This window comes from Brevibacterium sp. NPDC056726, from assembly GCF_042790515.1.
Taxonomy (GTDB): domain Bacteria; phylum Actinomycetota; class Actinomycetes; order Actinomycetales; family Brevibacteriaceae; genus Brevibacterium; species Brevibacterium sanguinis.
On record NZ_JBHTYZ010000008.1, the window covers coordinates 108,948 to 131,075 of the forward strand.

The 22,128-nt window shown below is 69.6% G+C and carries 17 protein-coding genes; 2 read left to right on the top strand and 15 right to left on the bottom strand.

Features of this window, described 5'->3' with window-relative positions; all coding sequences use genetic code 11:
- Positions 1–17: 17 nt before the first annotated feature.
- The 15 genes from ACFQ91_RS16935 to rimP form a co-directional block, all read right to left on the bottom strand.
- Entirely contained in the window at positions 18–1,697 is a 1,680-nt protein-coding gene (locus ACFQ91_RS16935; RefSeq protein WP_344251723.1) for a thiamine pyrophosphate-binding protein, read from the bottom strand.
- Positions 1,694–3,868 carry an acetate--CoA ligase family protein gene (locus ACFQ91_RS16940; RefSeq protein ID WP_344251722.1) on the bottom strand — a complete coding sequence of 725 codons (2,175 nt, stop codon included), beginning with the start codon at positions 3,866–3,868 and terminating at the stop codon, positions 1,694–1,696. Before ACFQ91_RS16940 ends, ACFQ91_RS16935 begins: the two co-directional genes overlap by 4 nt.
- An 8-nt stretch (positions 3,869–3,876) precedes the next feature.
- Complete coding sequence (locus ACFQ91_RS16945) at positions 3,877–5,052, bottom strand: Glu/Leu/Phe/Val dehydrogenase dimerization domain-containing protein (protein WP_344251721.1); 1,176 nt, start codon at positions 5,050–5,052, stop codon at positions 3,877–3,879.
- 91 nt (positions 5,053–5,143) lie between these two features.
- On the bottom strand, positions 5,144–5,746 hold the full coding sequence (locus ACFQ91_RS16950; RefSeq protein ID WP_344251720.1) for a TetR/AcrR family transcriptional regulator: 603 nt from the start codon (positions 5,744–5,746) through the stop codon (positions 5,144–5,146).
- A gap of 9 nt (positions 5,747–5,755) precedes the next feature.
- A complete protein-coding gene (locus tag ACFQ91_RS16955) occupies positions 5,756–7,099 on the bottom strand; it encodes a M16 family metallopeptidase (protein WP_376912019.1) in 1,344 nt (447 codons plus the stop codon).
- The gene (locus ACFQ91_RS16960; RefSeq protein WP_344251719.1) at positions 7,096–9,327 is read right to left on the bottom strand and encodes a polyribonucleotide nucleotidyltransferase; all 2,232 of its coding nucleotides are present in this window, start codon (positions 9,325–9,327) and stop codon (positions 7,096–7,098) included. Before ACFQ91_RS16960 ends, ACFQ91_RS16955 begins: the two co-directional genes overlap by 4 nt.
- Positions 9,328–10,679: 1,352 nt before the next feature.
- Positions 10,680–10,949, bottom strand: coding sequence for a 30S ribosomal protein S15 (gene rpsO / locus ACFQ91_RS16965; protein ID WP_137826052.1), 270 nt, complete (start codon positions 10,947–10,949; stop codon positions 10,680–10,682).
- A gap of 93 nt (positions 10,950–11,042) precedes the next feature.
- The gene (locus ACFQ91_RS16970; RefSeq protein ID WP_211979033.1) at positions 11,043–11,981 is read right to left on the bottom strand and encodes a bifunctional riboflavin kinase/FAD synthetase; all 939 of its coding nucleotides are present in this window, start codon (positions 11,979–11,981) and stop codon (positions 11,043–11,045) included.
- A 65-nt stretch (positions 11,982–12,046) separates the two neighbouring features.
- Positions 12,047–12,961: a tRNA pseudouridine(55) synthase TruB gene (gene truB, locus ACFQ91_RS16975; RefSeq protein ID WP_344251718.1), complete on the bottom strand. Its 915-nt coding sequence runs from the start codon at positions 12,959–12,961 to the stop codon at positions 12,047–12,049.
- Positions 12,962–12,991: 30 nt separating this feature from the next.
- Complete coding sequence (locus ACFQ91_RS16980) at positions 12,992–13,750, bottom strand: ligand-binding protein SH3 (RefSeq protein WP_249121047.1); 759 nt, start codon at positions 13,748–13,750, stop codon at positions 12,992–12,994.
- A gap of 336 nt (positions 13,751–14,086) precedes the next feature.
- Positions 14,087–14,524: a 30S ribosome-binding factor RbfA gene (gene rbfA / locus ACFQ91_RS16985; RefSeq protein WP_198499128.1), complete on the bottom strand. Its 438-nt coding sequence runs from the start codon at positions 14,522–14,524 to the stop codon at positions 14,087–14,089.
- 104 nt (positions 14,525–14,628) lie between these two features.
- Positions 14,629–17,508 carry a translation initiation factor IF-2 gene (gene infB, locus ACFQ91_RS16990; protein WP_211979029.1) on the bottom strand — a complete coding sequence of 960 codons (2,880 nt, stop codon included), beginning with the start codon at positions 17,506–17,508 and terminating at the stop codon, positions 14,629–14,631.
- Between the two features lie 134 nt (positions 17,509–17,642).
- On the bottom strand, positions 17,643–18,035 hold the full coding sequence (locus tag ACFQ91_RS16995; protein ID WP_376873121.1) for a YlxR family protein: 393 nt from the start codon (positions 18,033–18,035) through the stop codon (positions 17,643–17,645).
- Between the two features lie 53 nt (positions 18,036–18,088).
- Positions 18,089–19,051, bottom strand: coding sequence for a transcription termination factor NusA (gene nusA / locus ACFQ91_RS17000; RefSeq protein WP_137826046.1), 963 nt, complete (start codon positions 19,049–19,051; stop codon positions 18,089–18,091).
- A gap of 230 nt (positions 19,052–19,281) precedes the next feature.
- On the bottom strand, positions 19,282–19,758 hold the full coding sequence (gene rimP / locus ACFQ91_RS17005; protein WP_232623634.1) for a ribosome maturation factor RimP: 477 nt from the start codon (positions 19,756–19,758) through the stop codon (positions 19,282–19,284).
- Between the two features lie 130 nt (positions 19,759–19,888).
- On the opposite strand from rimP, the gene ACFQ91_RS17010 reads away from it, so the two are divergent.
- Positions 19,889–20,863: a hypothetical protein gene (locus tag ACFQ91_RS17010; protein WP_344258282.1), complete on the top strand. Its 975-nt coding sequence runs from the start codon at positions 19,889–19,891 to the stop codon at positions 20,861–20,863.
- On the top strand, positions 20,860–21,879 hold the full coding sequence (locus ACFQ91_RS17015) for an aminoglycoside phosphotransferase family protein (RefSeq protein ID WP_198499131.1): 1,020 nt from the start codon (positions 20,860–20,862) through the stop codon (positions 21,877–21,879). Before ACFQ91_RS17010 ends, ACFQ91_RS17015 begins: the two co-directional genes overlap by 4 nt.
- Positions 21,880–22,128 lie beyond the last annotated feature (249 nt).

The window sequence follows — 22,128 nt, forward strand, 5'->3', positions numbered from 1 at the left end:
TCGGGTCGGGTGGGTCCTCAGCGGCCGAGCATGTCCTCGGACGCCCGGGAGTCCTCCCACAGGTGGATGAGGGTGGGACCGGTCCGCTCCATCGCCGAGGTGAGGGCGGCCGTGAGTGCCTCTGCGCCGTCGACGTGGACTCCGTGGGCCCCCAGCGCCGAGGCGAGGGCCGGGAAGTCCGGTCCGCGCAGGGCGACGCCGGTGGGCACGTCGCCGCGGTCGGCCATCTCGTTGCGGATCTCCCCGTATCCGCCGTTGTCGACGATGATGAGCGCGAGGCTGACCTCGTCCTGGACGGCGGCGGCGAGTTCGGGGATCGTGAACATCGCTCCCCCGTCGCCCTCGATCGCGATGACGCGGGCCGCGGGGTCGGCGAGCTTCGCACCGATCGCCGCCGGCAGCGCGAACCCGAGCGTGCCCGCGCCGGCCGGATAGAGATAGCGATCGCCGAGGCGGGCCGCCCAGCCGGTCTGCACGCCGTAGTAGCAGCTCATCGTCTGGTCGGCGGCGATGACGACCGGGGACTCCGCGGCCTGGGTGAACGCGGTGAGCCCCTCCGACAGCGCCGCCCACGGCTGCCCGTCGCGGGCGGCCGCGGCGCGGGCGATCTCCACGACCTCGGCCGGCCAGCCGCCCGCGCTCCGCTCAACGGCCGAGCCCGGCGCCGCTGCGCCGCCCGACGCCACCGCCTCGGCGCCGCTGTGGTCCCGCACCCGCTTCACGGCGGCGGCGAGAGAGGCGGTGGCCTCGGTCGCGTCGGCGATGAGGGGATGGCTGACCGCGGCATTGCCGAGCATCTGCGTCTCGTCGATGTCGATGCGTACGACGGTGTCGGGCAGGGTCAGTAGTACGGGCCAGAAGTCGCTCGGGGCGAGTTCGGTGCCGACCGCGACGACGGCATCGGCGCGGGCGAGGATGTCGGGCAGCTCGGGGAGGAACCCGTTCGCCCCGAGCACGAGCGGATGGTCGCCGGCGATCGCGCCCTTGGCGTTCGCGGAGAGGATGATCCCGGCGCCGAGCGCCTCGGCGAGGGCGACGATCCCCTCCCCCGCACCGTGGGACCCGCCGCCGGCGATGACGAGCGGACGCTGGGAGGCGGCGAGCGCCTCGGCGGCGGTGGCGACGCCCTGCTCATCGAGCACGGGCAGGGGCCGGGTGACGGCGGGGTGGATGATGCCTGGCCCGGTGGCCTCGATGAGGTCGAGCGGGATCTCGATGCTCGCGGGCCGGGGCCGGCCGGAGCGGATGCGCGTGAGCGCCTGCGCGACGGCCAGCGGCACCTCCCCCACGGTCGTCACGCGGTGACTGTCGCCGAGGATCGCCTCGATCGCGAGCGCCTGGCTGCGCACCTCGTGGAGGAGTCCGGTGCCGCGGCCGGGATGGGTCGAGGGCATGCCGGGGCTGATGAGGAGGACCGGCACGGAGTCGGTGAACGACTGGAGCAGCGCGGTCAGCGCGTTGAGCACGGCGGGTCCCGTCGTCGTCACGACGACCTGGACGTCACCGGTGACGCGGGCGGCGCCGTCGGCCATGAAGCCCGCCCCCTGTTCATGGCGGGGCGAGACGATCTCGATGCCGTGCTCGCTCAGCTGCGCGAAGATCTCGAGGTTGTGGGTGCCGGGGATCCCGAAGACGCGGGTGATGCCCTCGGCGGCCAGGGCTGCGGCGAGGTGGCCGCCGCCGGTGAGTTCGCTCATGCGCTCGTCTCCGTTCGTGTGTCGGTGCGGGGATGGGTGGGGATGGCCTGGCCCCGGTCGCTGGTGTCGGTGCTCGGATGGGTGGGAGCTGTGACGTCGTCGCCTGCGGCGTCCGCGTCCTCGGTCTCTCCGGCCTCCTCGGTCTCACCGGGGTCGGTGATGACGAGGGCGTCGACGGCGAGCGCCCCGGATGCGGCGACGCGCACGGGGTTGATCTCGATCTCCGTGATCGCGTTCGACCCGGCGATGAGCCGGGAGACGGCGACGACGACGTCGGCGAGGCTCTCGACGTCGGCGGCCGGCCGGCCCCGCCATCCTTGGAGGAGCCGGTGGATCTTCAGTCGCGCGAGCATGTCGAGGGCCTCGGTCCGCGACACCGGCGCGAGTTCGAGACGGGTGTCCTCGTAGAGCTCCGTCTCCGTGCCCCCGGCCCCGACCAGGACGATGGGACCGAAGTTCTCGTCCTGCCGCCCGCCGACGAGGATCTCGACGACGTGCTCACGCCGGTCCATCTCCTCGACGATGTAGTCACCGGCACCGAGGCGGCCGACCATCTCCGTGTGCGCGGCGTCGAGCGCGGCCAGGTCCGGCAGCCCGAGGACGATGCCGCCGACCTCCGTCTTGTGCGCGGGCCACCCTGCCTTGAGGACGAACGGCGGGGTCAGACCCGCTGCCGCGACCGCCTCGGCGAGGTCATCGGAGTCCCCCACCCGCACCCCAGCGGGCACGGCGACCCCGGCTGCCGCGATCGTCTCCCGGGCCGCGCTGTAGCCGGTCCCCCACGGGGTCAGTGCCGCCGACTGTTCGAGTGACTCGGCGATCCGACCGGAGTGGGCGGCGTAGAACGCGGCGAGCGAGAGCACCCGCATCGTCGTGTCGATCGACCGGTAGCAGGGGACGAACCGCGCCCACAGGTCGGTCACGGCCGGGGAATCCGCGCTCATCGAATGGACGAGCAGGGGTTTGCGCAGCTCCGCGGCGGTCCCGCCGAGGACACCCACCTCGGCGAGTTCAGCCGCTTCCAGCTCCGGTGTGTCCTCCCCGTAGGCGCCGAAGTACCCGGTGAGGACGACGGCGTCGACGCTGTCGTCGGCGAGGAGCTCGCGCACGACGCGGGCGTAGACGCTCAGGTCCTTCTCCCCGGCCCCGTCGAGGTCGATGGGGTTGTCGATGTGCCCGGCCTCGGGGATGACGGCGGAGACCCTGGCGCGGGTCGCCACAGTGAGCGGATCGACGGTGAGGCCGTGGAGTTCGGCCATGTCCGCGGCGATCGCTGCCTGACCGCCCGAGTCGGAGACGATCGCGACCCGGCGGCCGCCCGGCAGCCATGAGGAGGCGAAGTACCCGGCGAGTTCGACGATCTCCGACGGTGAGGACAGGCGGATCGCGCCGGCCTTCCGGCAGGCCGCATCGACGGCGTCGATCGCCGAGGTGAGCGCCCCGGTGTGGGAGCGCGCGAGCCGTCTGCCGGCGGTCGAGGCTCCGGTGGTGAGGATCATCGTCGGTTTGCCCGCCGCCCGCAGGCGCTGCAGGGCAGCGACGATCGCCTCTCCCCCGCTGAAGGATTCGAGGTAGACGGCGACCTGACTGGTGGCGGGATCGTCGACGAGGGTGTCGAGGATCTCCGCCGCCCGGACATCGGACTGCCCGCCGATCGAGGCGAACCGGGAGATCCCGATGCCGCTGCGGGCCGAGAGGGCGGCGATCTCCGAGCCGAGCTGCCCGCTCTGGGAGACGACGGCGAGCGAGCCCGGCGTGAAATGGCCCCACGCGAGGAGCAGCTCGTTGCCGGAGTCGACGAGGCCGAGGGAGCCGGGGCCGATGAGCCGGGCACCGGCGGCGGTGATCGTCGCGGCGAGCTCGGCGGCCCGCGGCACCCGGGTGGAGACGATGAGGAACGCGCGCACGCCGGCCGCGAGCGCCTCGGCGACGACGGGTTCGACCCCGGCACCCGGGATCGAGATGACGAGGAGCTCGGGGGCCTCGGGCAGATCGGACAGGCGCGCGTGCGTCGGGACGCCCTGGATCGAGGTGGCGTTCGAGTTGATGAGGAAGACGCGCCGTCGCCCGGCCCCGGTCAGGGCTCCGGCGGCGAGCCAGAAGCCCCATTTCGCCGGATTGTTCGAGGCTCCGAGGACAGCGACGCTGCTGGGGTCGAAGAACTGGTCCACGTCGCGCCCTAAGCCTGACCCATCGGGCGGTCGAGGTCGGCGAGGGCGGCGAGGTTCGCGTCGACCCGGGCCTGGGCGGCGACCCGTGGGGTGACGCCGGACTCCCGCGCCGCGGTGATCGTCTCGGTCGTCAGGTCCCGCAGGGTCTCAACGATGAGGGCGCGGCTCTGCTCCCACGAGCCGTCGATGTCACCGAAGTACACCCACCACCACCAGGCGTTCGTCGCGGAGTTCGCGAGGAAGTCGGGAACGACGGTGACGCCGCGAGCCGCCAGCGCCTCCTCTGCCTCGGCGGTGACGGGCATGTTCGCGGCCTCGACGATGTGCCTGGCACGGACGCGGTCGCTGTTGTCGGCGGTGATCGCGTAGCTCACGGCCGCGGGCACGAGGAGGTCGGCGTCGGCGGCGAGCCAGTCGTCGCGGTCGCCGACATGATCTTCCGGGCGCAGCGCGTCCCGGGAGACGCCGCCGTAGGGATCGCGGGTGGCGAGCAGCGTCTCGACGTCGAGGCCCGCGGGGTTGGAGACGAACCCGTCGGCATCGGCGATGCCGACGATCCGCACCCCCGCCTCGGCGAGGAAGCGCGCGGTCGCCCCGCCCATCGACCCGAATCCCTGGATCACCGCGGTCGTGTCCGCCGGTGACCGACCGTCGGCCTCGAGGGCGGCCAGCGCCGAGGCGGCCACCCCGAGTCCGCCGACGAGTTCGTCCTGGGCGACCCCGTCGACGATCGTCGAGAACGCCGTCAGCGACCGCTGCTCGGCTGCGGCGGGGTCGGCGACGAGCTTCTCGACCGCGCTCAGTCCGCTGCCGAGGCCGCGGCGCTCGAGGATCTCGTCGATGTCGTCCTGCCGGACTCCGAGGTCCTCACCGAGCGCCCAGTACGCGTGCATGAGCGGATTGATAGCGACGAGGAAGCGCTCGAGGACGTCGACGGCGCCCTCGGCGCGGGGGTCGAAGTCGATGCCGCCCTTTGCCCCGCCGACCGGGACGTACCGGCGTCCGGGCACGAGGTGGATCGCCTCTTTGCGGGTCATGCCCTCGGCGAGTCCGCGCACCTCCTCCAGGGTGCACCCGGGCCGCATGCGCAGGCCCCCGGAGGCGGCGCCGCGCACGAGGGTGTCGATGACGACGAAGCCGTGGGTGCCGGTGATCGGGTCCTGCCAGGTGATGTCCATGAACATGGGGCCTCCGAGGGACGGGCGGATGGAGGTCTTACTGAATAGCGGTTCAGTAAGAGTCTCACACCAGTCTGCGGCCGCAGGGCGCCGCGCGTCAAGGCCGGGGGCGGGCGCGTCCGAGAGCGGAGTCGGCGAAGTCGCGGACCCAGTCGAGCATGAGCGCCCGGGAGTCGGTCTCGGAGGTCATCAGCCGGACCGAGAGACCGTCGAGGTGGGCGAGGATCTTCGTCACCGCCTCGGCGATGTCACCGGGCGCCACGGTGAATTCCCCGGTCCCCGCACCGGAGCGGACCACCTCGGCGAACACGGTCTGCCACGCGCGGTCGAGACGGGCGAGCGTGGCCCTGATCTCCTCGTCGAAGAGCGCCGCGGACCATGCGTCCATCCAGATCGTCCAGCTGCGCGTCGACCCGCTCGGCAGGTACCACGCGAGGAGGTCGTCGAGGATCTCCTGCGCCGGACGGTCCGCGGCGGCGATCGCCCGCGCCCGGTCGAGGTCGTTCTCACCGGCGAAGGCGAATGCCTCGGCGACGAGGGCCTCCTTCGTCGCGAAGTGGTAGATGACGAGGCTCGCGCTCAGGTCGAGGCGGCGGGCGACGTCGGCGACCCGCAGGGCGCGCAGCCCGGTCGCCTCGATCTCGTCGATGGTCGCGGCGAGGATCTCCTCGCGGCGCACCTCGGCGCGTTTGCGACCCATGCGCCGGCCTCAGTCCCGCAGTGCGACGTCGGTGGCCGGGCCGACGAGGGAGAGCGCCTTCGGTCGCACGAGGAGATCGCCGGCCATGGCGCTGACCTGGTCGGGGGTGACCGAGCGGATGCGCTCGATGAGGTCGAAGGGCGCTTCGAGCGGGATGCCGAAGATCTCGGCCCGGGCCAGGCGGTTCATCCGCGCCGCCGAGGATTCGAGTCCGAGCACCATCGATCCGGAGAGCTGGGAGACGATCTCGTCGAGTTCGGCACGGCTCGGCGGGAGCTGCGCGAGGCGGTCCCATTCGGTCAGTGCCAGGTCGAGGACGGCCTGCCCGTTCTCGGGGCTGCACCCGGCGTAGATCCCGAACGTCCCGATGTCGGTGAACTGGCTCGCGGTCGCGTTGACCGCGTAGGCGAGCCCCCGCTCCTCGCGGATGCTCTGGAACAGCCGCGAGGACATGCCGCCGCCGAGCAGGGTGAGCAGCACCGAGTAGACGAACCGGTCCGGGTGGCCCTCGGGCAGACCCTGGCATCCGAGCAGCATCCCCAACTGCTCGGTGTCCTTGGTCGTGTGCGAGCGGCCGGTGCGGAATTCGGGCAGGGTGCGCGCCGAGGCGGCCGCGTGCGGGTGCCCGATGACGCCTGCGCCCGGTGAGGTCGAGACCTCTTCCGGCAGGGCCACGGTCGTCGCGAACGCCCCGGTCTCGGTCAGTGCCCGTTCGACCATGCCGACGACCTCGGAGTGCTCGGCGCCGCCGGCCGCGGCGATGATGAGCTGGCCGGGCACGTAGGTCGAGGCGTAGTGGTCGAGCAGGGTGTGGTGGCCGAGCACCCGGATCTGGTCCTTCGTCGCTCCGACGGGACGGGCCAGCGGGTGATCGGCGAAGACGAGGGCGTCGAAGTCGTCGAAGAGGACGTCGCCGGGATCGTCGGCGGCCATCGCGAGCTCTTCGATGATGACCCCGCGCTCACGTTCGAACTCCACAGGGTCGAGCGTGGAGTCGGAGACCATGTCGAGGAGCAGCGAGGTGATCGCCGGGAGGTCGGTGACGAGGCAGCGGGAGTAGTAGCACGTGAACTCCTTGGCCGTGATGGCGTTGGAGTCCCCGCCCGTGCGGTCGAAGGCCGCGGCGATCGTCTTCGCGTCCTTCGTCGAGGTGCCCTTGAAGAGCATGTGCTCGAGGAAATGGGTCGAGCCGGCGGTCGCCGCGGTCTCGTCACGGGACCCGGCGGCGACCCAGATGCCGATCGTCTCGGAGGCGAGACCCGGCATGTGCTCGGTGGTGACGGTGAGACCACCGGGGAGGACAGACCGTTCGATGCGGCTGTCCTCCCCGGTGTGCGTGGAGCCTGGGATCAGTTCTCCGACTCCTCATCCGCCTCGGCGTCCGCGTCGTCATCGCCGTCGACGACGGGAGCGAGCGAGAGCTTGCCGCGGTCGTCGATCTTCGTGATCTCGACCTGGACCTTCTGGCCCACGCCGACGACGTCCTCGACGTCCTCGACGCGCTTGCCGTCGTTGAGCTTGCGCAGCTCGGAGATGTGGAGGAGCCCGTCCTTGCCCGGGGTGAGCGAGACGAACGCGCCGAAGCTCATCGTCTTGACCACGGTGCCGAGGTAGCGTTCGCCGACCTCGGGGACCTGCGGGTTGGCGATCGCGTTGATCATCGAGCGGGCCGCCTCGGCGGAGGTGCCGTCGGTCGCGCCGATGAGCACGGTGCCGTCGTCCTCGATGCTGATGTCCGCGCCGGTGTCCTCCTGGATCTGGTTGATCATCTTGCCCTTGGGGCCGATGACCTCGCCGATCTTGTCGACGGGGATGTTCACCGAGATGATCCGCGGAGCCGTCGCCGCCATCTCACCCGGGGCGTCGATGGCCTCGGCCATGACGTCGAGGATGACCATGCGGGCCTCGCGGGCCTGCTTGAGCGCGGCGGTGAGCACCGAGGAGGGCAGACCGTCGAGCTTCGTGTCGAGCTGGATCGCGGTGACGAAGTCCCGGGTGCCGGCGACCTTGAAGTCCATGTCGCCGAAGGCGTCTTCCGCACCGAGGATGTCGGTCAGGGCCGCGTATGCGGTCTGCTCGCCCTGGTCGGTGGAGATGACGTCGGAGACGAGGCCCATCGCGATGCCGGCCACGGGTGCCTGGAGGGGCACACCGGCGTTGAGCATCGACAGCGTCGAGGCGCACACGGAGCCCATCGAGGTCGACCCGTTCGAACCGAGGGCCTCGGAGACCTGGCGGATCGCGTACGGGAACTCCTCGCGCGAGGGCAGGACCGGGGCCAGGGCGCGCTCGGCCAGAGCGCCGTGGCCGATCTCGCGGCGCTTCGGGCTGCCCACCCGGCCGGTCTCACCGGTCGAGTAGGGCGGGAAGTTGTAGTGGTGCATGTAGCGCTTCGAGGTCACCGGCGACAGCGAGTCGATCTGCTGCTCGAGCTTGAGCATGTTGAGCGTGGTGATGCCGAGGATCTGGGTCTCGCCGCGCTGGAAGAGCGCCGAGCCGTGGACGCGCGGGATGACGCCGACCTCGGCCGAGAGCGGACGGATGTCCTTGAGCCCGCGTCCGTCGATGCGGACCTGCTCGGTGAGGATGCGCTTGCGCACGACCTGCTTCGTCAGGGCGTTGAGCGCCGCGGCGATCTCCTTCTCGCGGCCCTCGAAGCGCTCGCCGAGCTTGTCGAAGAGCTCTGCGAGGAGCTCTTCGCCGGCGGCTTCGCGCTCCTGCTTGTCGGCGATCTGGAAGTTCTCGGTCTGCTTCGCCTCGGCGAGGTCCTTGACGGCCTCGAAGACGTCGTCCTGGTAGTCGCGGAAGACGGGGAACTCGACGGTCGGCTTCGCGGCCTGGTCGGCGAGTTCCTGCTGGGCGCGGCAGAGTTCGGCGATGAAGGGCTTGGCGGCTTCGAGACCTTCGGCCACGACCTCCTCGGTGGGGGCTGTCGCGCCGGTCTTCACGAGGTCGATCGAGTTCTCGGTGGCCTCGGCCTCGACCATCATGATGGCGACGTCGTCACCGACCATGCGACCGGCGACGACCATGTCGAAGACGGCGTCGTCGAGCTGCGAGAAGTTCGGGAAGGCGACCCACTGACCGTCGATGAGCGCGATGCGCACGCCGCCGATGGGGCCGGAGAACGGCAGACCCGAGAGCTGGGTCGACATCGACGCGGCGTTGATCGCCAGGGCGTCGTAGAGGTGGTCGGGGTTGATCGACATCACGGTGACGACGACCTGGACCTCGTTGCGCAGGCCCTTGACGAAGGACGGGCGCAGCGGACGGTCGATGAGGCGGCAGGTGAGGATCGCGTCGGTCGAGGGGCGGCCCTCACGGCGGAAGAACGAGCCGGGGATGCGGCCGGCGGCGTACATGCGCTCTTCGACGTCGACGGTGAGCGGGAAGAAGTCGAAGCCCTCACGGGGGTGCTTGCCGGCGGTGGTCGCCGAGAGCAGCATCGTGTCGTCGTCGAGGTAGGCGACGGCGGAGCCGGCGGCCTGCTTGGCCAGCCGGCCGGTTTCGAAGCGGATGGTGTGTGAGCCGAAGCGACCGTTGTCGATCGTGGCCACGGTGGTTTCAGGGGTGGTACCCACGTAGTCTCCTAGTTCAATGCCGACGGACGGGCGGGTGCGCCTGCCGCGCCGGCGGACAGTGTCGTGGACGCCATGGAACCAGGGCCGGTCATCGATCGGGGCCCACGGATGAGGGCGTCTGCGCGGGCATCTGCCTTCCTCCGGAGGCCACTACCGAGGACCGAAACGTCCATGGCATAGGTGTCCGCCGGTCAGTCTACCGCAGTTGCCGTCATCCGACCGTGGGTCCGCGCACAGCTGAACTCCCGGTCACGGCCGGGGTCTCGCGGGTGCGCGCGAGGGTGCCGAGAGCGCTGCCCGTCGTGCGCTGCGTGCCGGCCAGAAGTCGTCGTGCCAGCCGAAAGTCGTTGCGCCGGCGAGAAGTCCTGTCCGCGAAAAGTCATTGTGCCAGCAGAAAGTCGATCTGCCGGCGAGAAGTCCGCGACACGCCACCGGCTGGCGGCCAGAAGTAGAATCACGCGGCCACTAGTCGAGCGCCATTTCACTTTTGGCCGACAGTCGCTCAGCGCACCCCGTGTCGAAACACCGGCGCAGAAGCTCTGACGCACCCTTGCGCGAGAAGTCGTTGCGCCAGCGGAAAGTCGATCTGCCGGCGAGAAGTTCGCGACACGCCACCGACTGTCGGCCGGAAGTAGAATCACCCGACCACTAGTCGAGCGCCATTCGACTTTTGGCCGACAGGCACTCCGCGCACCCCGTGTCGCAACACTGGCGCCGAAACTCAGACGCTCCCTTGCGCGAGAAGTCGTTGCGCCAGCCGAAACTTGTTCGGCCGCCCAGAAGTCCTGTCCGCGAGAAGTCGTTGCGCCAGCCGAAAGTCGATCTGCCGGCGAGAAGTTCGCGACACGCCACCGACTGTCGGCCAGAAGTAGAATCGCCCGGCCACTAGTCGAGCGCCATTTCACTTTTGGCCGACAGGCACTCCGCGCACCCCGTGTCGCAACACCGGCGCAGAAGCTCTGACGCACCCTTGCGCGAGAAGTCCTTGTGCCAGCCGGAAGTCGATCTGCCGGCGAGAAGTTCGCGACACACCACCGGCTGGCGGCCAGAAGTAGAATCGCCCGGCCACTAGTCGAGCGCCATTTCACTTTTGGCCGACAGTCGCTCAGCGCACCCTGTGTCGCCGAAGCGCACCGCACTGCACCGGCGCCACACCCCCAGCCCAGCCAGCCCACTCCCCCGGCAACGACGAACGCCCCGCCGAGAAGGGCGGGGCGTTCGTGCGAGCTGACGGACTCAGCGCAATAGCAACCTCAGCGAAGCAACGGCTTCAGCGAAGAAGCAGCCTCAGCGAGCCGGCCGCGGATCCGGGTCGACCCGAATCAGCGGCGCTGGACGCAACGGCGCTGGAATCAGCGGCGCAGGCCGAGGCGCTTGATGAGCGAGCGGTAGCGCTCGATGTCGACCTGCTGGAGGTACTTGAGCATCCGGCGGCGCTGACCGACGAGGAGCAACAGGCCACGACGCGAATGGTGGTCGTGCTTGTGATCCTTGAAGTGTTCGGTGAGATCCGTGATCCGGCGGGTCAGCAGGGCAACCTGAACCTCGGGAGAACCGGTGTCGCCCTCGTGAGTTCCGTATTCCTTGATGATCTCTTGCTTCGTGGCAGTATCGAGAGCCATGGAGTTCTCCTTACGTATCGTTGCGCGGCGCCGGAACAGGTCAGTTCCAGCCCTCTGGGACCGCGGCCGGTGAAAACGGCAGAGTTCAGCTTATCAGGTGTGCAGGACCTCGCGCACATCGGCGATGTCCTCGTGCATCTGCGCGATGAGCGCGTCCATGCCCGTGAAGGTCACCTGTCCGCGGATGCGCGCGACGAAGTCAAGGGTCATGTGCCGGTCGTAGACGTCGAACTCCCCGAACTCCTTGTCGAGCACGTAGGCCTCGACCCGGCGGCAGTCACCCTGGAACGTCGGGTTCGTCCCGATCGAGATCGCGGCGGGGAACGGATGCTCCTCCCCCTCGAAGCTCGCCCAGCCCGCGTAGACGCCGTCGGCGGGAATGAGTCCCGCGGCGTCGGCGGAGAGGTTGGCCGTGGGGAACCCGAGGTCGCGTCCGCGGGCGTCACCGTGGACGACGGTGCCCTCGACCCGGTGGTAGCGACCGAGCTGATCGGCCGCCTCGGCGACATCACCGGCGATGATCTGGTCACGGATCCGCGACGACGAATACCGTCCCCCGCGCCCGACCTCATCGATCGTCACCGTGGTGAACCCCATCTCCTCGCCGAGGCGGCGCAGGGTCTCGATGGTCCCGGAGTTGTCGTGGCCGAACCTGACATCGTCGCCGACGACGACGCACCGGCACTTCAGCCCCTCGACGAAGTACCGGGCGACGAACTCCTCCGGCGTCTGCGCGGCGAACTCGAGGTCGTAGGGCTGGACGAAGAGGACGTCGATTCCGGTCTCGGCGATGAGCGCGGACTTCTGCTCCGGGCTCGTGATCATCAGCGTCGGGGTGTCCGGACTGTGGATCGTGCGCGGGTGCGGGTCGAAGGTCATCGCCACCGACGTCAGCGAATGCTCGACGGCCTCGGCGGCGACGGCGCGGAGGACTGTCTGATGCCCACGGTGGACGCCGTCGAAGTTGCCCAGGGTGATGACGGTGCCGGGGTCGAAGTCCGGGACCTCGTCCAGGCCGTGATAGATCTCCACTCGAGCGCTGCTCCTTCCGTGCACCGACTCAGAGTATCGCAGGCCGGGATGGTCTGCGAACCGGCTCACGCGCGGTCGATGGCGAAGGCGGTGCGCGACTTGAGACTGCCGTCGGCACGCACCTCGGCGACGGAGACGAGCTCGCCGTCGTGGAGTGCCGCGACCTCGTCGCCGGCGACGTCCCATGGCCCTGCCAGGGCCTTGCCCTGCATGAGCGCGGTCGCCTGCGCCGCGCCGACCTCGACGGCGGGCAGCAGGCCCGCGGTCGCCTCGGCGAGGGAGATGAGCGGGGGCGCAGGAGCGTCGAGATCCTCGGGGATCGTCACCGCCTGGCTGAGCGCGAAGGGACCGACGCGGGTGCGGCGCAGCGCGGTGAGATGACCGTGGACGCCGAGGTCGGCGCCGAGGTCCCTCGCGAGCGCCCTGATGTACGTGCCCGAGGAGCAGTCGACGACGACGTCGAGGTCGAGGTGTCCCGCCTCGAGGTCGCGGCGGATCTCGAGGACGTCGAAGAGGGTGATCTCGACCCGGCGGGGCTCGAGGACGACGTCCTCACCGGCGCGCACCCGCGCGTACGACCGCTTGCCGTCGACCTTGATCGCCGAGACCGCACTCGGCACCTGGTCGATGACGCCGCGGAGCCGACCGACGCCGGCGTCGATGTCACCGTCGCTGACGGCGCTGAGGACCGCGGGATCGGCGAGGACGTCGACCTCGGAGTCCGCGTCGTCGGTCGGAGTGCCCGCGCCGAGGCGGATCGTCGCCTGGTAGGTCTTCGTCACGCCCGTGATGTGCGTGAGCAGCTTCGTCCCGCGGCCGAGTCCGAGGACGAGCACGCCGGTGGCCATCGGGTCGAGGGTGCCGGCGTGGCCGACCTTGCGGGTGCCGTACCAGCGGCGCAGCCGCGAGACGACCCCGTGGGAGGTCAGGCCCTGTGGTTTGTCGCAGACGAGGATGCCCTGCGGGGAAGGATCGGTCACCGGTGTCAGTCGATCGTGCTCAGGCGGGGATCAGTTGAACGAGGCGTGGACGTGGTCCATGTGGTTCTGCGTCGCCGAACCGCGGTCCTCCATCGACTTCCAGCCGCTGCCGGGCATCCAGATCCGCTGTTCGAAGATGACGTACTTGACGTTGAGCGCCTTGGCGTTCTTGATGAGGTATTCGGAGATCCGGTCCCCGGTCGGGCCGGAGATCATGATGTCGACGGCTTCGCCGGTGTAGTGGTCGGACGTGCCCGACCCCTGGCGGCGGCCACCGTAGGTCTTGACCTCGGGGAACTTCGCGCACACGGCACGGTAGCCGTTGACGGCGTTGGGCAGGAGCGTCGATTCGATCGACGACGACACCTTGCACGGCGGGGTCTCCACGCCGCTCGGGGTGCTGCCGCTGCTCTTCGAGTCCGAACCGCTGTCCTTCGACGGCGAGGAGGACGGCTTCTCGTCCTTCGACTCGGTCTCCGCGGTGGGCTTCGGCTTCGGCGTCTTGACCTCGAGCGTGGTCTTCGACGTCTTGTTCTTGTACTTCGGGTCCTTCTTGACCTCTTCGATGTACTTCTCGCCGGCTTCCGCGCGCTGCGCATCGATCTCGTCCTGGCTCACGGCCGAGGGGGTCGAGGCGGGCTCCTGCTGCGCGGTGCTCGCGGCTTCGGTCGTCACGGTGCCGGTCTCCGGCGGGCCCATGACGACGGTCGATCCGACCACGGCTGCCGTGGCGGCCGCCGGCACGGCGATCGCTGCGACGACGGGCCGCTGCTTGACCGTGGCGAGCACGGACGTGGCCGTCGAAGGGGCCTCAGCAGAGTGACGGCCGCTCGAGCGCTTGGTCGCGGGAGTGAGGTCCCGGATCAGTTGCTTGGCGAAGCCGGGCTTTGGTGAAGAGTGCTTACCCAATGCAGAATTCCCTTAACAGAGTCGTAATCAGATCGTTACCCGAAGAAGTCTAGGGCATCGCGGAAAGATAACAAAACTGTTACGAGGGATTTTTTCGCCCAGTGTGGCGAAGCTCGCGTTCGCACAATGCGACGTGTCACCTCCGCCCCAGTTCAGCGGCCTGCCGTCGCGGTGCGACGACAGGCCGGAGGGCTGCGGACGAGGGCGAGGAAAGTCTCAGACTTCGTCGGTGTCGGCCTCGGCCTTCCGGTACGGATCGGCATCGCCGGCGTGCTTCGCGTCCTTCTTGAGATCGGCGATGCGCGCATCGTCGGCTGCGGCGCGGGCGAGCAGGTTGTCGAGGCGCTGGGCCTCCTCGGGGACGGCGTCGGCGACGAACTCGAGGCTCGGGGTGAGCCGGATCGTCAGCCCCTTGCCGACCTCGGAGCGGATGAAGCCCTTCGCGGACTCGAGGGCGGCGGCCGTCGACTCGAGGTCGGAGCCGTCACCGTAGACGGTGTAGAAGATCGTCGCGTGCTGGAGGTCGCCGGTGACGCGGACGTCGGTGACCGTGACGAAGCCGAGGCGCGGGTCCTTGAGCCTGCGTTCGATCGTGCTCGCCACGATGACCTTGATCTGATCGGCGATCTTGCGTGCGCGGGTTGCGTCTGCCATGTCCTCATCCTCTGTCCATGTCGGGCGGTTGCCCGGAAGTGAAAGTCTAAACGGAGCGAAGCGGCCGGTGCACAGGTGCACCGGCCGCTTGTCCAGCATCGCGATCAGTCGCGGGGCTTCTCCTGCATCTCGAAGGTCTCGATGATGTCACCGACGCGCAGGTCGTTGAAGCTGCCGAGTCCGATACCGCACTCGTAGCCCTCGCGCACCTCGGTGGCGTCGTCCTTGAACCGCCGCAGCGATTCGACCTTGAGGTTGTCCCCGATGACCACGCCGTCGCGCGTGACGCGCGCAGCGGAGTTGCGGGTGATGACCCCGTCGCGGACGATCGAGCCGGCGATGTTGCCGAACTTCGAGGACCGGAAGACCTCGCGGATCTCCGCGGAGCCGGTCTGGACCTCTTCGAACTCGGGCTTGAGCATGCCCTTGAGCGAGTTCTCGATGTCGTCGATCGCCTGGTAGATGACCGAGTAGTAGCGCACGTCGACGCCTTCGCGGTCGGCCAGGTCGCGGGCCTTCGCCTCCGGCCGGACGTTGAAGCCGATGACGATCGCGTTGTCGACGGTGGCGAGGTTGATGTCGTTCTCCGTGATCGCACCGACGCCGCGGTGGATGATGCGGAGGTCGACCTCGTCGCCGACGTCGATCTTGAGCAGAGAATCCTCGAGCGCCTCGACGGCACCGGAGACATCGCCCTTGAGGATGAGGTTGAGCATGTCGACCTTGCCCTCGGCGAGTGCCTTGGTGAAGTCCTCGAGGCTGATCCGCTTGCGGCCACGGGCCTGGGCGGCGTTGCGCTCGATGGCATCGCGCTTCTCGGCGATCTGCCGGGCGGTGCGGTCGTCATCGGTGGAGATGAACGAATCACCGGCGCGCGGCACCGAGGACAGACCGAGCACCTGGACGGGACGCGAGGGTCCCGCCTCGGCGACGGAATTGCCGTTCTCGTCGAACATCGCACGGACGCGGCCGAAGGCCGTGCCGCAGACGATCGCATCGCCCTGACGCAGGGTGCCGGACTCGACGAGGACGGTCGCGACGGCGCCGCGGCCCTTGTCGAGCTTGGCTTCGATCGCGATGCCGCGGGCGGCCTTGTTCGGGTTCGCCCGCAGGTCGAGAGCGGCGTCCGTGGTCAGCAGCACCGACTCCAGGAGCTCGTCGATGCCCTCGCGCTTGAGCGCGGAGATCGGGACGAACATCGTGTCGCCGCCGTACTCCTCGGCCACGAGGTTGTACTCGGTGAGCTGCTGCATGACCTTGGCCGGGTTCGCACCCTCCTTGTCGATCTTGTTGACCGCCACGACGATCGGCACATCCGCGGCCTGCGCGTGGTTGAGCGCCTCGATCGTCTGCGGCATCACGCCGTCGTCGGCGGCGACCACGAGGATCGCGAGGTCCGTCGACTTCGCACCACGGGCACGCATGGCGGTGAACGCCTCGTGACCCGGGGTGTCGAGGAACGTGATGCGGCGCTCGGCGCCCTCATGCTCGACCTCGACCTGGTAGGCGCCGATGTGCTGGGTGATGCCGCCGGCCTCGCGGGCGACGACGTTGGCCGACCGGATCGCGTCGAGCAGCTTCGTCTTGCCGTGGTCGACGTGACCCATGACGGTGACGACCGGGGGCCGGGCGACGAGATCGTCGTCGTCCTCCTCGGCGGCTTCGGCATCGAGGTCGATGTCGAAGGTCTCGAGCAGCTCGCGGTCCTCGTCCTCGGGAGAGACGATCTCGATCTTGTAGCCGAGCTCCTCACCGAGGACCTGGAAGGTGTCCTCGTCAAGCGACTGGGTGATCGTCGCCATCTCGCCGAGGTGGAAGAGCACCGTGACGAGGTTCGTCGGGTCGGTGTTGATCTTCTCGGCGAAGTCGGCGAGCGAGGAGCCGCGGCGCAGGCGCAGCGGAGTCTCGCCGTCACCGCGCGGAACGGTCACGCCGCCGATCGACGGCGCCTGCATCTGCTCGAGTTCGGCGCGCTTGGCCCGCTTCGACTTCCGGCCCTTCTGGCGCGGACCGCCGCCGCGACCGAACGCACCCTGGGTGCTGCCGCGACCGCGACCGGAGCCGCGACCGCCGCCACCCGGGCCTCCGCCCGGTCCGCGACGACCTGCCGGTGCGCTGCCGGGAGCGCCCGCGGGGCCTCCCCCGGGTCCGCCGGCCGGAGCGTTGCGTCCGCCTCCGCCGCGTCCCCGACCGGGGGCCGGCTTGTTGAGCGCGGAGTTCTTCATCATCGACGGGTTGGGTCGCGGGGCTCCCGGACGCGGTCCGGCAGCGCCGGCCTCACCGGCGGGACGAGCCGGACGCTGACCCGGCTTCGGCATGCCCTGCGAGTTCGCGAACGGGTTGTTGCCGGGACGGGCACCGCCCTGGCCGCCCTGACGGCTGCCGGGCTTCGGGCCGCCCGAGCGTCCGCCCGGCTTCGGCATGCCCTGCGAGGGCGCGAACGGGTTGTTGCCGGGACGTGCCGCCTGTCCGCCCTGGCGACCGCCGGGCTTCGGTGCGGCACCACCGGGCTTGGCGGCGCCGGGCTTCGGTGCACCGCCGGGCTTGGGAGCCGCGGGACGGGCAGCCGACTCGTCGGCGGCCGGCGGTGCGGCAGGAGCCTCCGCCTCGGCGGCGGGCTTCGCAGCGGGCTTGGCGGCAGGCTTCGCCGCGGGCTTCGCGGCAGCCGGCTTCGCGTCGGCGGTATCAGCCTTCGGTGCCGGCTTGGCTCCGGGCTTCGCGGCAGGCTTCGCCGCCGGGGCGCCGGGCTTGGCCGCAGACTTCTGGCCGGGCTTGGCAGCCGGCTTCTTGGCGGAATCGCCGCTCGCCTTGCCGGAGGCAGGCGCGGAATCGGCGAACGCCTCCTTCACCCGTCGGACGACGGGGGCTTCGAGCGTCGAGGAGGCGGAGCGAACGAATTCGCCCATGTCCTGGAGTTTCTCGAGGACGATCTTGCTGGTTGTGCCGAGCTCTTTCGCGAGCTCATGGACACGGGGCTTTGCCACAGTTCTCCTGTCCGGGTTCTTTCCCGGTCAGGAAAGAACCTCATCAGTGAAGAGCAGGTCTCATTACACTGCTCTCTCGAATTCCGGTGAGGGTGTCATCGCACGACACTCACTACTTGTCAGCCATTCTTAGCTCACCCGTTCTTCTGGGGTTCGATGTCCAGCTCCGGGAGATCCGAAGCGGTGATCTTCGTTCGAAAGGCTCGAGCGAAGGGTGCCGGGGTCCGCGCCTTCATCAGGCACTCGACGTCCGGGTGGATCCAGGCGCCACGTCCGGGCAGTGTCGCTGACACGTCGCGGACGATGGCCGGCTGCTCATCGGGTCGATACACGAAACGCACGAGTTCGTCCCGGTTCGCAGTCTTCCTGCAGGCGATGCACGTCCTTCGAGGTGCACTGCCGACATTCACAGTCAACAATTCTACCGCACTTCTATTCCGCGCCGCGCCACCGGCGACTGTGTCCGGGGTCACGGAGGCGCCGCCGGGTTTCCTCAGGGACCCTTGTGACCTCGCTCCACGACCCACCGGACGACCGCCTCGGCGATGGCGCCTTGGTGACGGTGGGCCGGCCTGCGGTCTCAGTCCTCGGCGACGATGTCGATCTTCCAGCCGGTGAGCTTCGCGGCGAGGCGGGCGTTCTGCCCCTCCTTGCCGATCGCCAGGGACAGCTGGTCGCGGGGGACGACGGCCCGAGACTCCTGGGCGCCGGCGTCGAGGATGTCGACGCGCGTCGCCTTCGCCGGGGAGAGCGCATGGGCGACGAACTTCGCGGGGTCGTCGCTGTAGTCGACGATGTCGATCTTCTCCTGGCCGAGTTCGTTCATCACCGCGCGCACCCGGGAGCCGAGCTCGCCGATGCACGAGCCCTTCGCGTTGACGCCGGGCTTCGTCGCGCGGACCGCGAGCTTCGTCCGGTGTCCGGCCTCCCTGGCCAGGGAGACGATCTCGACGGTGCCGTCGGCGATCTCCGGGGCTTCGAGCGCGAAGAGGCGGCGGACGAGGTTGGGGTGGGTGCGCGAGACCGTCACCGAGGTGCCCTTGGGTCCCTTGTGGACGTCGGCGATGTAGACGCGCAGGCGCTTGCCGTGGCCGTACTCCTCGCCGGGCACCTGTTCGTGCGGGGGCAGCACGGCTTCGACCTCGCCGAGGTCGACCTGGACCATCTGCGGATCCCTGCCCTGCTGGATGGTGCCGGAGACGATCTCGCCCTCGCGGCCCTTGAAACTGCCGAGCACCGATTCGTCCTCGACGTCGCGCAGGCGCTGGTGGATGACCTGGCGCGCCGTCTGCGCGGCGATGCGGCCGAACCCGGAGGGAGTGTCGTCGAATTCGCCGATGGGATTGTCGTCGTTGTCGAACTCGACGGCCCAGATCCGGACCTCGCCGGTCTTCTTGTCGAGTTCGGCGCGGGCATCCTGCCACGCACCCTCGGTCTTCTGGTAGGCAAGGAAGAGCGCCTGTTCGATGAGTTCGATCAGGGTGTCGAACGGAATCTCGCGCTCACGTTCGATGACGCGCAGAACATCGAGGTCGATATCCATAGCCCATATCCTCTCCGGCTCCAGCGAACGGGGTCGCCCACGAGCATTGAATTGTCGGTCTTCACTTATGCAAGCACACCATTCTATCCCACACCAGCACCGCGGATCGGTCGCGGGCAGTGCGACGACAGCCCCGCCTCGGCGCCCGCCGGATCAGCGGTTGTGCCGCCCTGCCCCCGCCTCGGCGCCCGCCGGATCCCCTGCCGGATCAGCGGCCATGCCGGGACAAATCAGCGGAAGCGCAGTTCGACGTGGGCTTTGACGATGTCGCCGAGGCCGACGGTGCGCTTCTCGCGGCGGGCCGGATCGGTGCCGGTGATCGCGTCCTCGCCGACCTCCTCGAGGTCGAGTTTGAAGTTCTCCTTCTTCGTGCTGACATCGAGTCGGCGCCCGAGCACCCGTTTGAAGTGGCGCGGGCACTCGAGCCTGCGGGTCGCTCCGGGGCTGGTGACCTCGAGCTGGTAGGGCTTGTCGCGGAAGATCTCCACGGTGTCGAGGGCGTCGCTGACGATCTGCGTCGATTCGGCGATCTTGTCCATCGACATCGGCTCCGCGCTCGACTCGTCGAGGTCGACGACGACGGTGAGCGTGCGCCGCTGTCCGGCGGCGACGGCCTTGACGGATTCGAGGTGGAATCCGGCCGCGGTCAGGGGACCTTCCAGCAGCTCTTCGATCCGGGCGACGTCCTCGTGCATGCTCTCCACCATCTCTTTCTTCTCGGCTCGGGCGAGGATTTCAGGAGGCCCGGGAACGCCTGCCGATCTCATCGCTCGCGTGGGTTCATCCCACCCTATGCGACAGCCCGGACGTACGTTAAGCATCCGCTACGATTGGCGTATGCGTTTCCCCGTCAGTCGCCGTTCCGTCCTCATCGTCGGCGCGGCAGGAGCGGGGCTCTCCCTCCTCTCCGGCTGCGGGCTGCGCATCGACGCACCCCCGGAGGTTCCCGAGCTCGACGCGAGCGCAGAGCTGCGCAACCGCATCGCCCGGATCCTCGCATCGACGAACGTCGCCGACGGGGACCCCGCCACCGCCGGGGAGGACCTGCAGAAGTTCCGGGACGCGATCGGCCCCGTCTGGGCGCCCCCGACCGAACTCGCCACCTCCCCTCCCCCGACGGAGCAGGGGCGCACCTACATCCAAGCCGCCGAGGCGGTCTCCACCGCCGTGTTCGACGCGGTGGCTGATCTCGGCTCGGGTCTCATCCCGGTCCTCGTCGACGTCGCGACCGGCTGCGCGCTCACCGCCGGCACCGTCGACGGAGCCATCCGCGACGACGCCGACGGCCGCCTCCGCGATGCCTTCGCCGCAGTCGATGGCGACGCGACGCCGTCTCCGACCGCCGAGGCCGGCGACGACGCCGGAACCCCGAGCGCCCCGGCCGCCGCGGAGTGGAACACGATCCTCGACCAGGCCCGCGCCGCGTCCTACGGCTACGAGCGCCTCGCAGTGCGCTTCGACCGGCAGAGCCCTGAGCGCGCCGAGGCGGTCGCCCGCCTCGAGTCGCTCGGCTCCCTGGCCGGCGAGATGCTCGAGAGGCTCGGCAAGGAGGATGCCCAGCCCGACACTCCCGCGTGGCAGCTCGACCCCTCCCCGACCGATCCGGAGTCGGCGGGACAGCTCGCCCTCAACCTCGAGGATGCGGTCGCCGCCGCACTGCTCCCCTGGCTGCAGACGGACCCGCAGGCCGCCCTGCGGGTGTGGGAGTCGGCGCGCACGCGCGCGGTCTTCGCCGCCCCGCAGGCGCTGCGCTACTCCTATGCCGGAGGTGCCGAGCAGGCGGAGGCGGACCGGGCAGAGGCGGACCGGTGAAGGTCCCACCCGTCCTCTACCGCTCGACGAAGGACATCATCGGCGAGGGGCGCACCGAAGCGTGGGTCTCCGCGCTGGACTTCATGGCCAACGAGGTCGTCGACCGGTGGAATCTGCGCTTCGACGACGTTCCCGGAGCCCCGTGGGCCGGATGCGAGAGCCTCGTCATTCCCGTCCTCACCCAGGAGAGCTACCAGGGGGTCCTGCGGTTCGCGGCCCCCACCTCGGCGCACACCGCCGCGCACGCGCAGGCCCTGCGGGCGCTGAAGATGTGGAACGGACACGGTGCGGTGCGCGTCATCAGGGACGACCGCAGCTTCCGGGTCACCCTGCAGGAGCGGCTGCGGACGAAGGACAATCTCTCGGTGCTGCCGCTGCCTGATGTGCCCCCGGTGTGGGGTGCGCTGCAGAAGTCGCTCGAGATCCCCGCCGGCCCCGACTTCATCCGGGTGCAGGACCTCGCGGCCGGCTGGCTGACGACGTTCGACACGGATGCCGCGATGCTCAGTGGCTGGTCGGAGACTGTTCGCGACGACGCCCGTCTGCTCTCGATCGCGCGGACGTGGATGCACACGCTCGCGACGTCGGAGGAGAGCACCCTCATCCACGCCGACCTCCACTACTACAACATCCTCGCCGGCAATCCGGACGCCTCGGGAGTCGCGACGTGGAAGGCGATCGACCCGCAGCCGCTGTCGGGTCCCACGGCGTACACGGTGGCGCCGGTGCTGTGGAACCGCCTCGGCGAGATTCCCGCCCGCACGCCCCGCGATCAGGCAGGATGGCTGCGGGGCTTCGCCGCGGACCTCGCGCTCTTCGCCGGCATCGACCCGCAGTACGGGATCGGCGCGGCGATCGCCCGCGAGGTGACGAACATGTTCTGGTACCTGCGCTCGGCCAGGGGTGGGACGAACGGCTCCCTCGCCGATGCCGCACGGTCGCTGTGGGTGGCCCGCGCGCTCTCCGGCGCCGACGTCAACGGCGTCGACGCGCACGCCCTCAAACCCATCGGGTGACCGGCCGCCGGGCTTCCGCGCCACCACACGCACAACCTTCCCCTCCACGCGCAACTCTGCCCGCCTCGCACAACCTTCCGCTTCACACACAACCCTCCGCCCCACGCGCAACCTCCCGCTCCGACTTCAGGACCCAGAGTGTCGATTTCTACGCGGCAGGTTCAGGTTTCTAGTGCACCATTGGGGTGTCTTCAGGGTACGCCCGCAAGGAGCATGTCTCCCAGTACCTCTGCCGGAGTCGCGTACTCC

Excerpts from the sequence above, each read along its gene's own strand:
- ACFQ91_RS16935 (WP_344251723.1), bottom strand. The coding sequence starts at position 1,697 with ATGAGCGAACTCACCGGCGGCGGCCACCTCGCCGCAGCCCTGGCCGCC.
- ACFQ91_RS16945 (WP_344251721.1), bottom strand. The coding sequence starts at position 5,052 with ATGTTCATGGACATCACCTGGCAGGACCCGATCACCGGCACCCACGGC.
- ACFQ91_RS16950 (WP_344251720.1), bottom strand. The coding sequence starts at position 5,746 with ATGGGTCGCAAACGCGCCGAGGTGCGCCGCGAGGAGATCCTCGCCGCG.
- rpsO (WP_137826052.1), bottom strand. The coding sequence starts at position 10,949 with ATGGCTCTCGATACTGCCACGAAGCAAGAGATCATCAAGGAATACGGA.
- rbfA (WP_198499128.1), bottom strand. The coding sequence starts at position 14,524 with ATGGCAGACGCAACCCGCGCACGCAAGATCGCCGATCAGATCAAGGTC.
- nusA (WP_137826046.1), bottom strand. The coding sequence starts at position 19,051 with ATGGATATCGACCTCGATGTTCTGCGCGTCATCGAACGTGAGCGCGAG.
- rimP (WP_232623634.1), bottom strand. The coding sequence starts at position 19,758 with ATGGTGGAGAGCATGCACGAGGACGTCGCCCGGATCGAAGAGCTGCTG.
- ACFQ91_RS17010 (WP_344258282.1), top strand. The coding sequence starts at position 19,889 with ATGCGTTTCCCCGTCAGTCGCCGTTCCGTCCTCATCGTCGGCGCGGCA.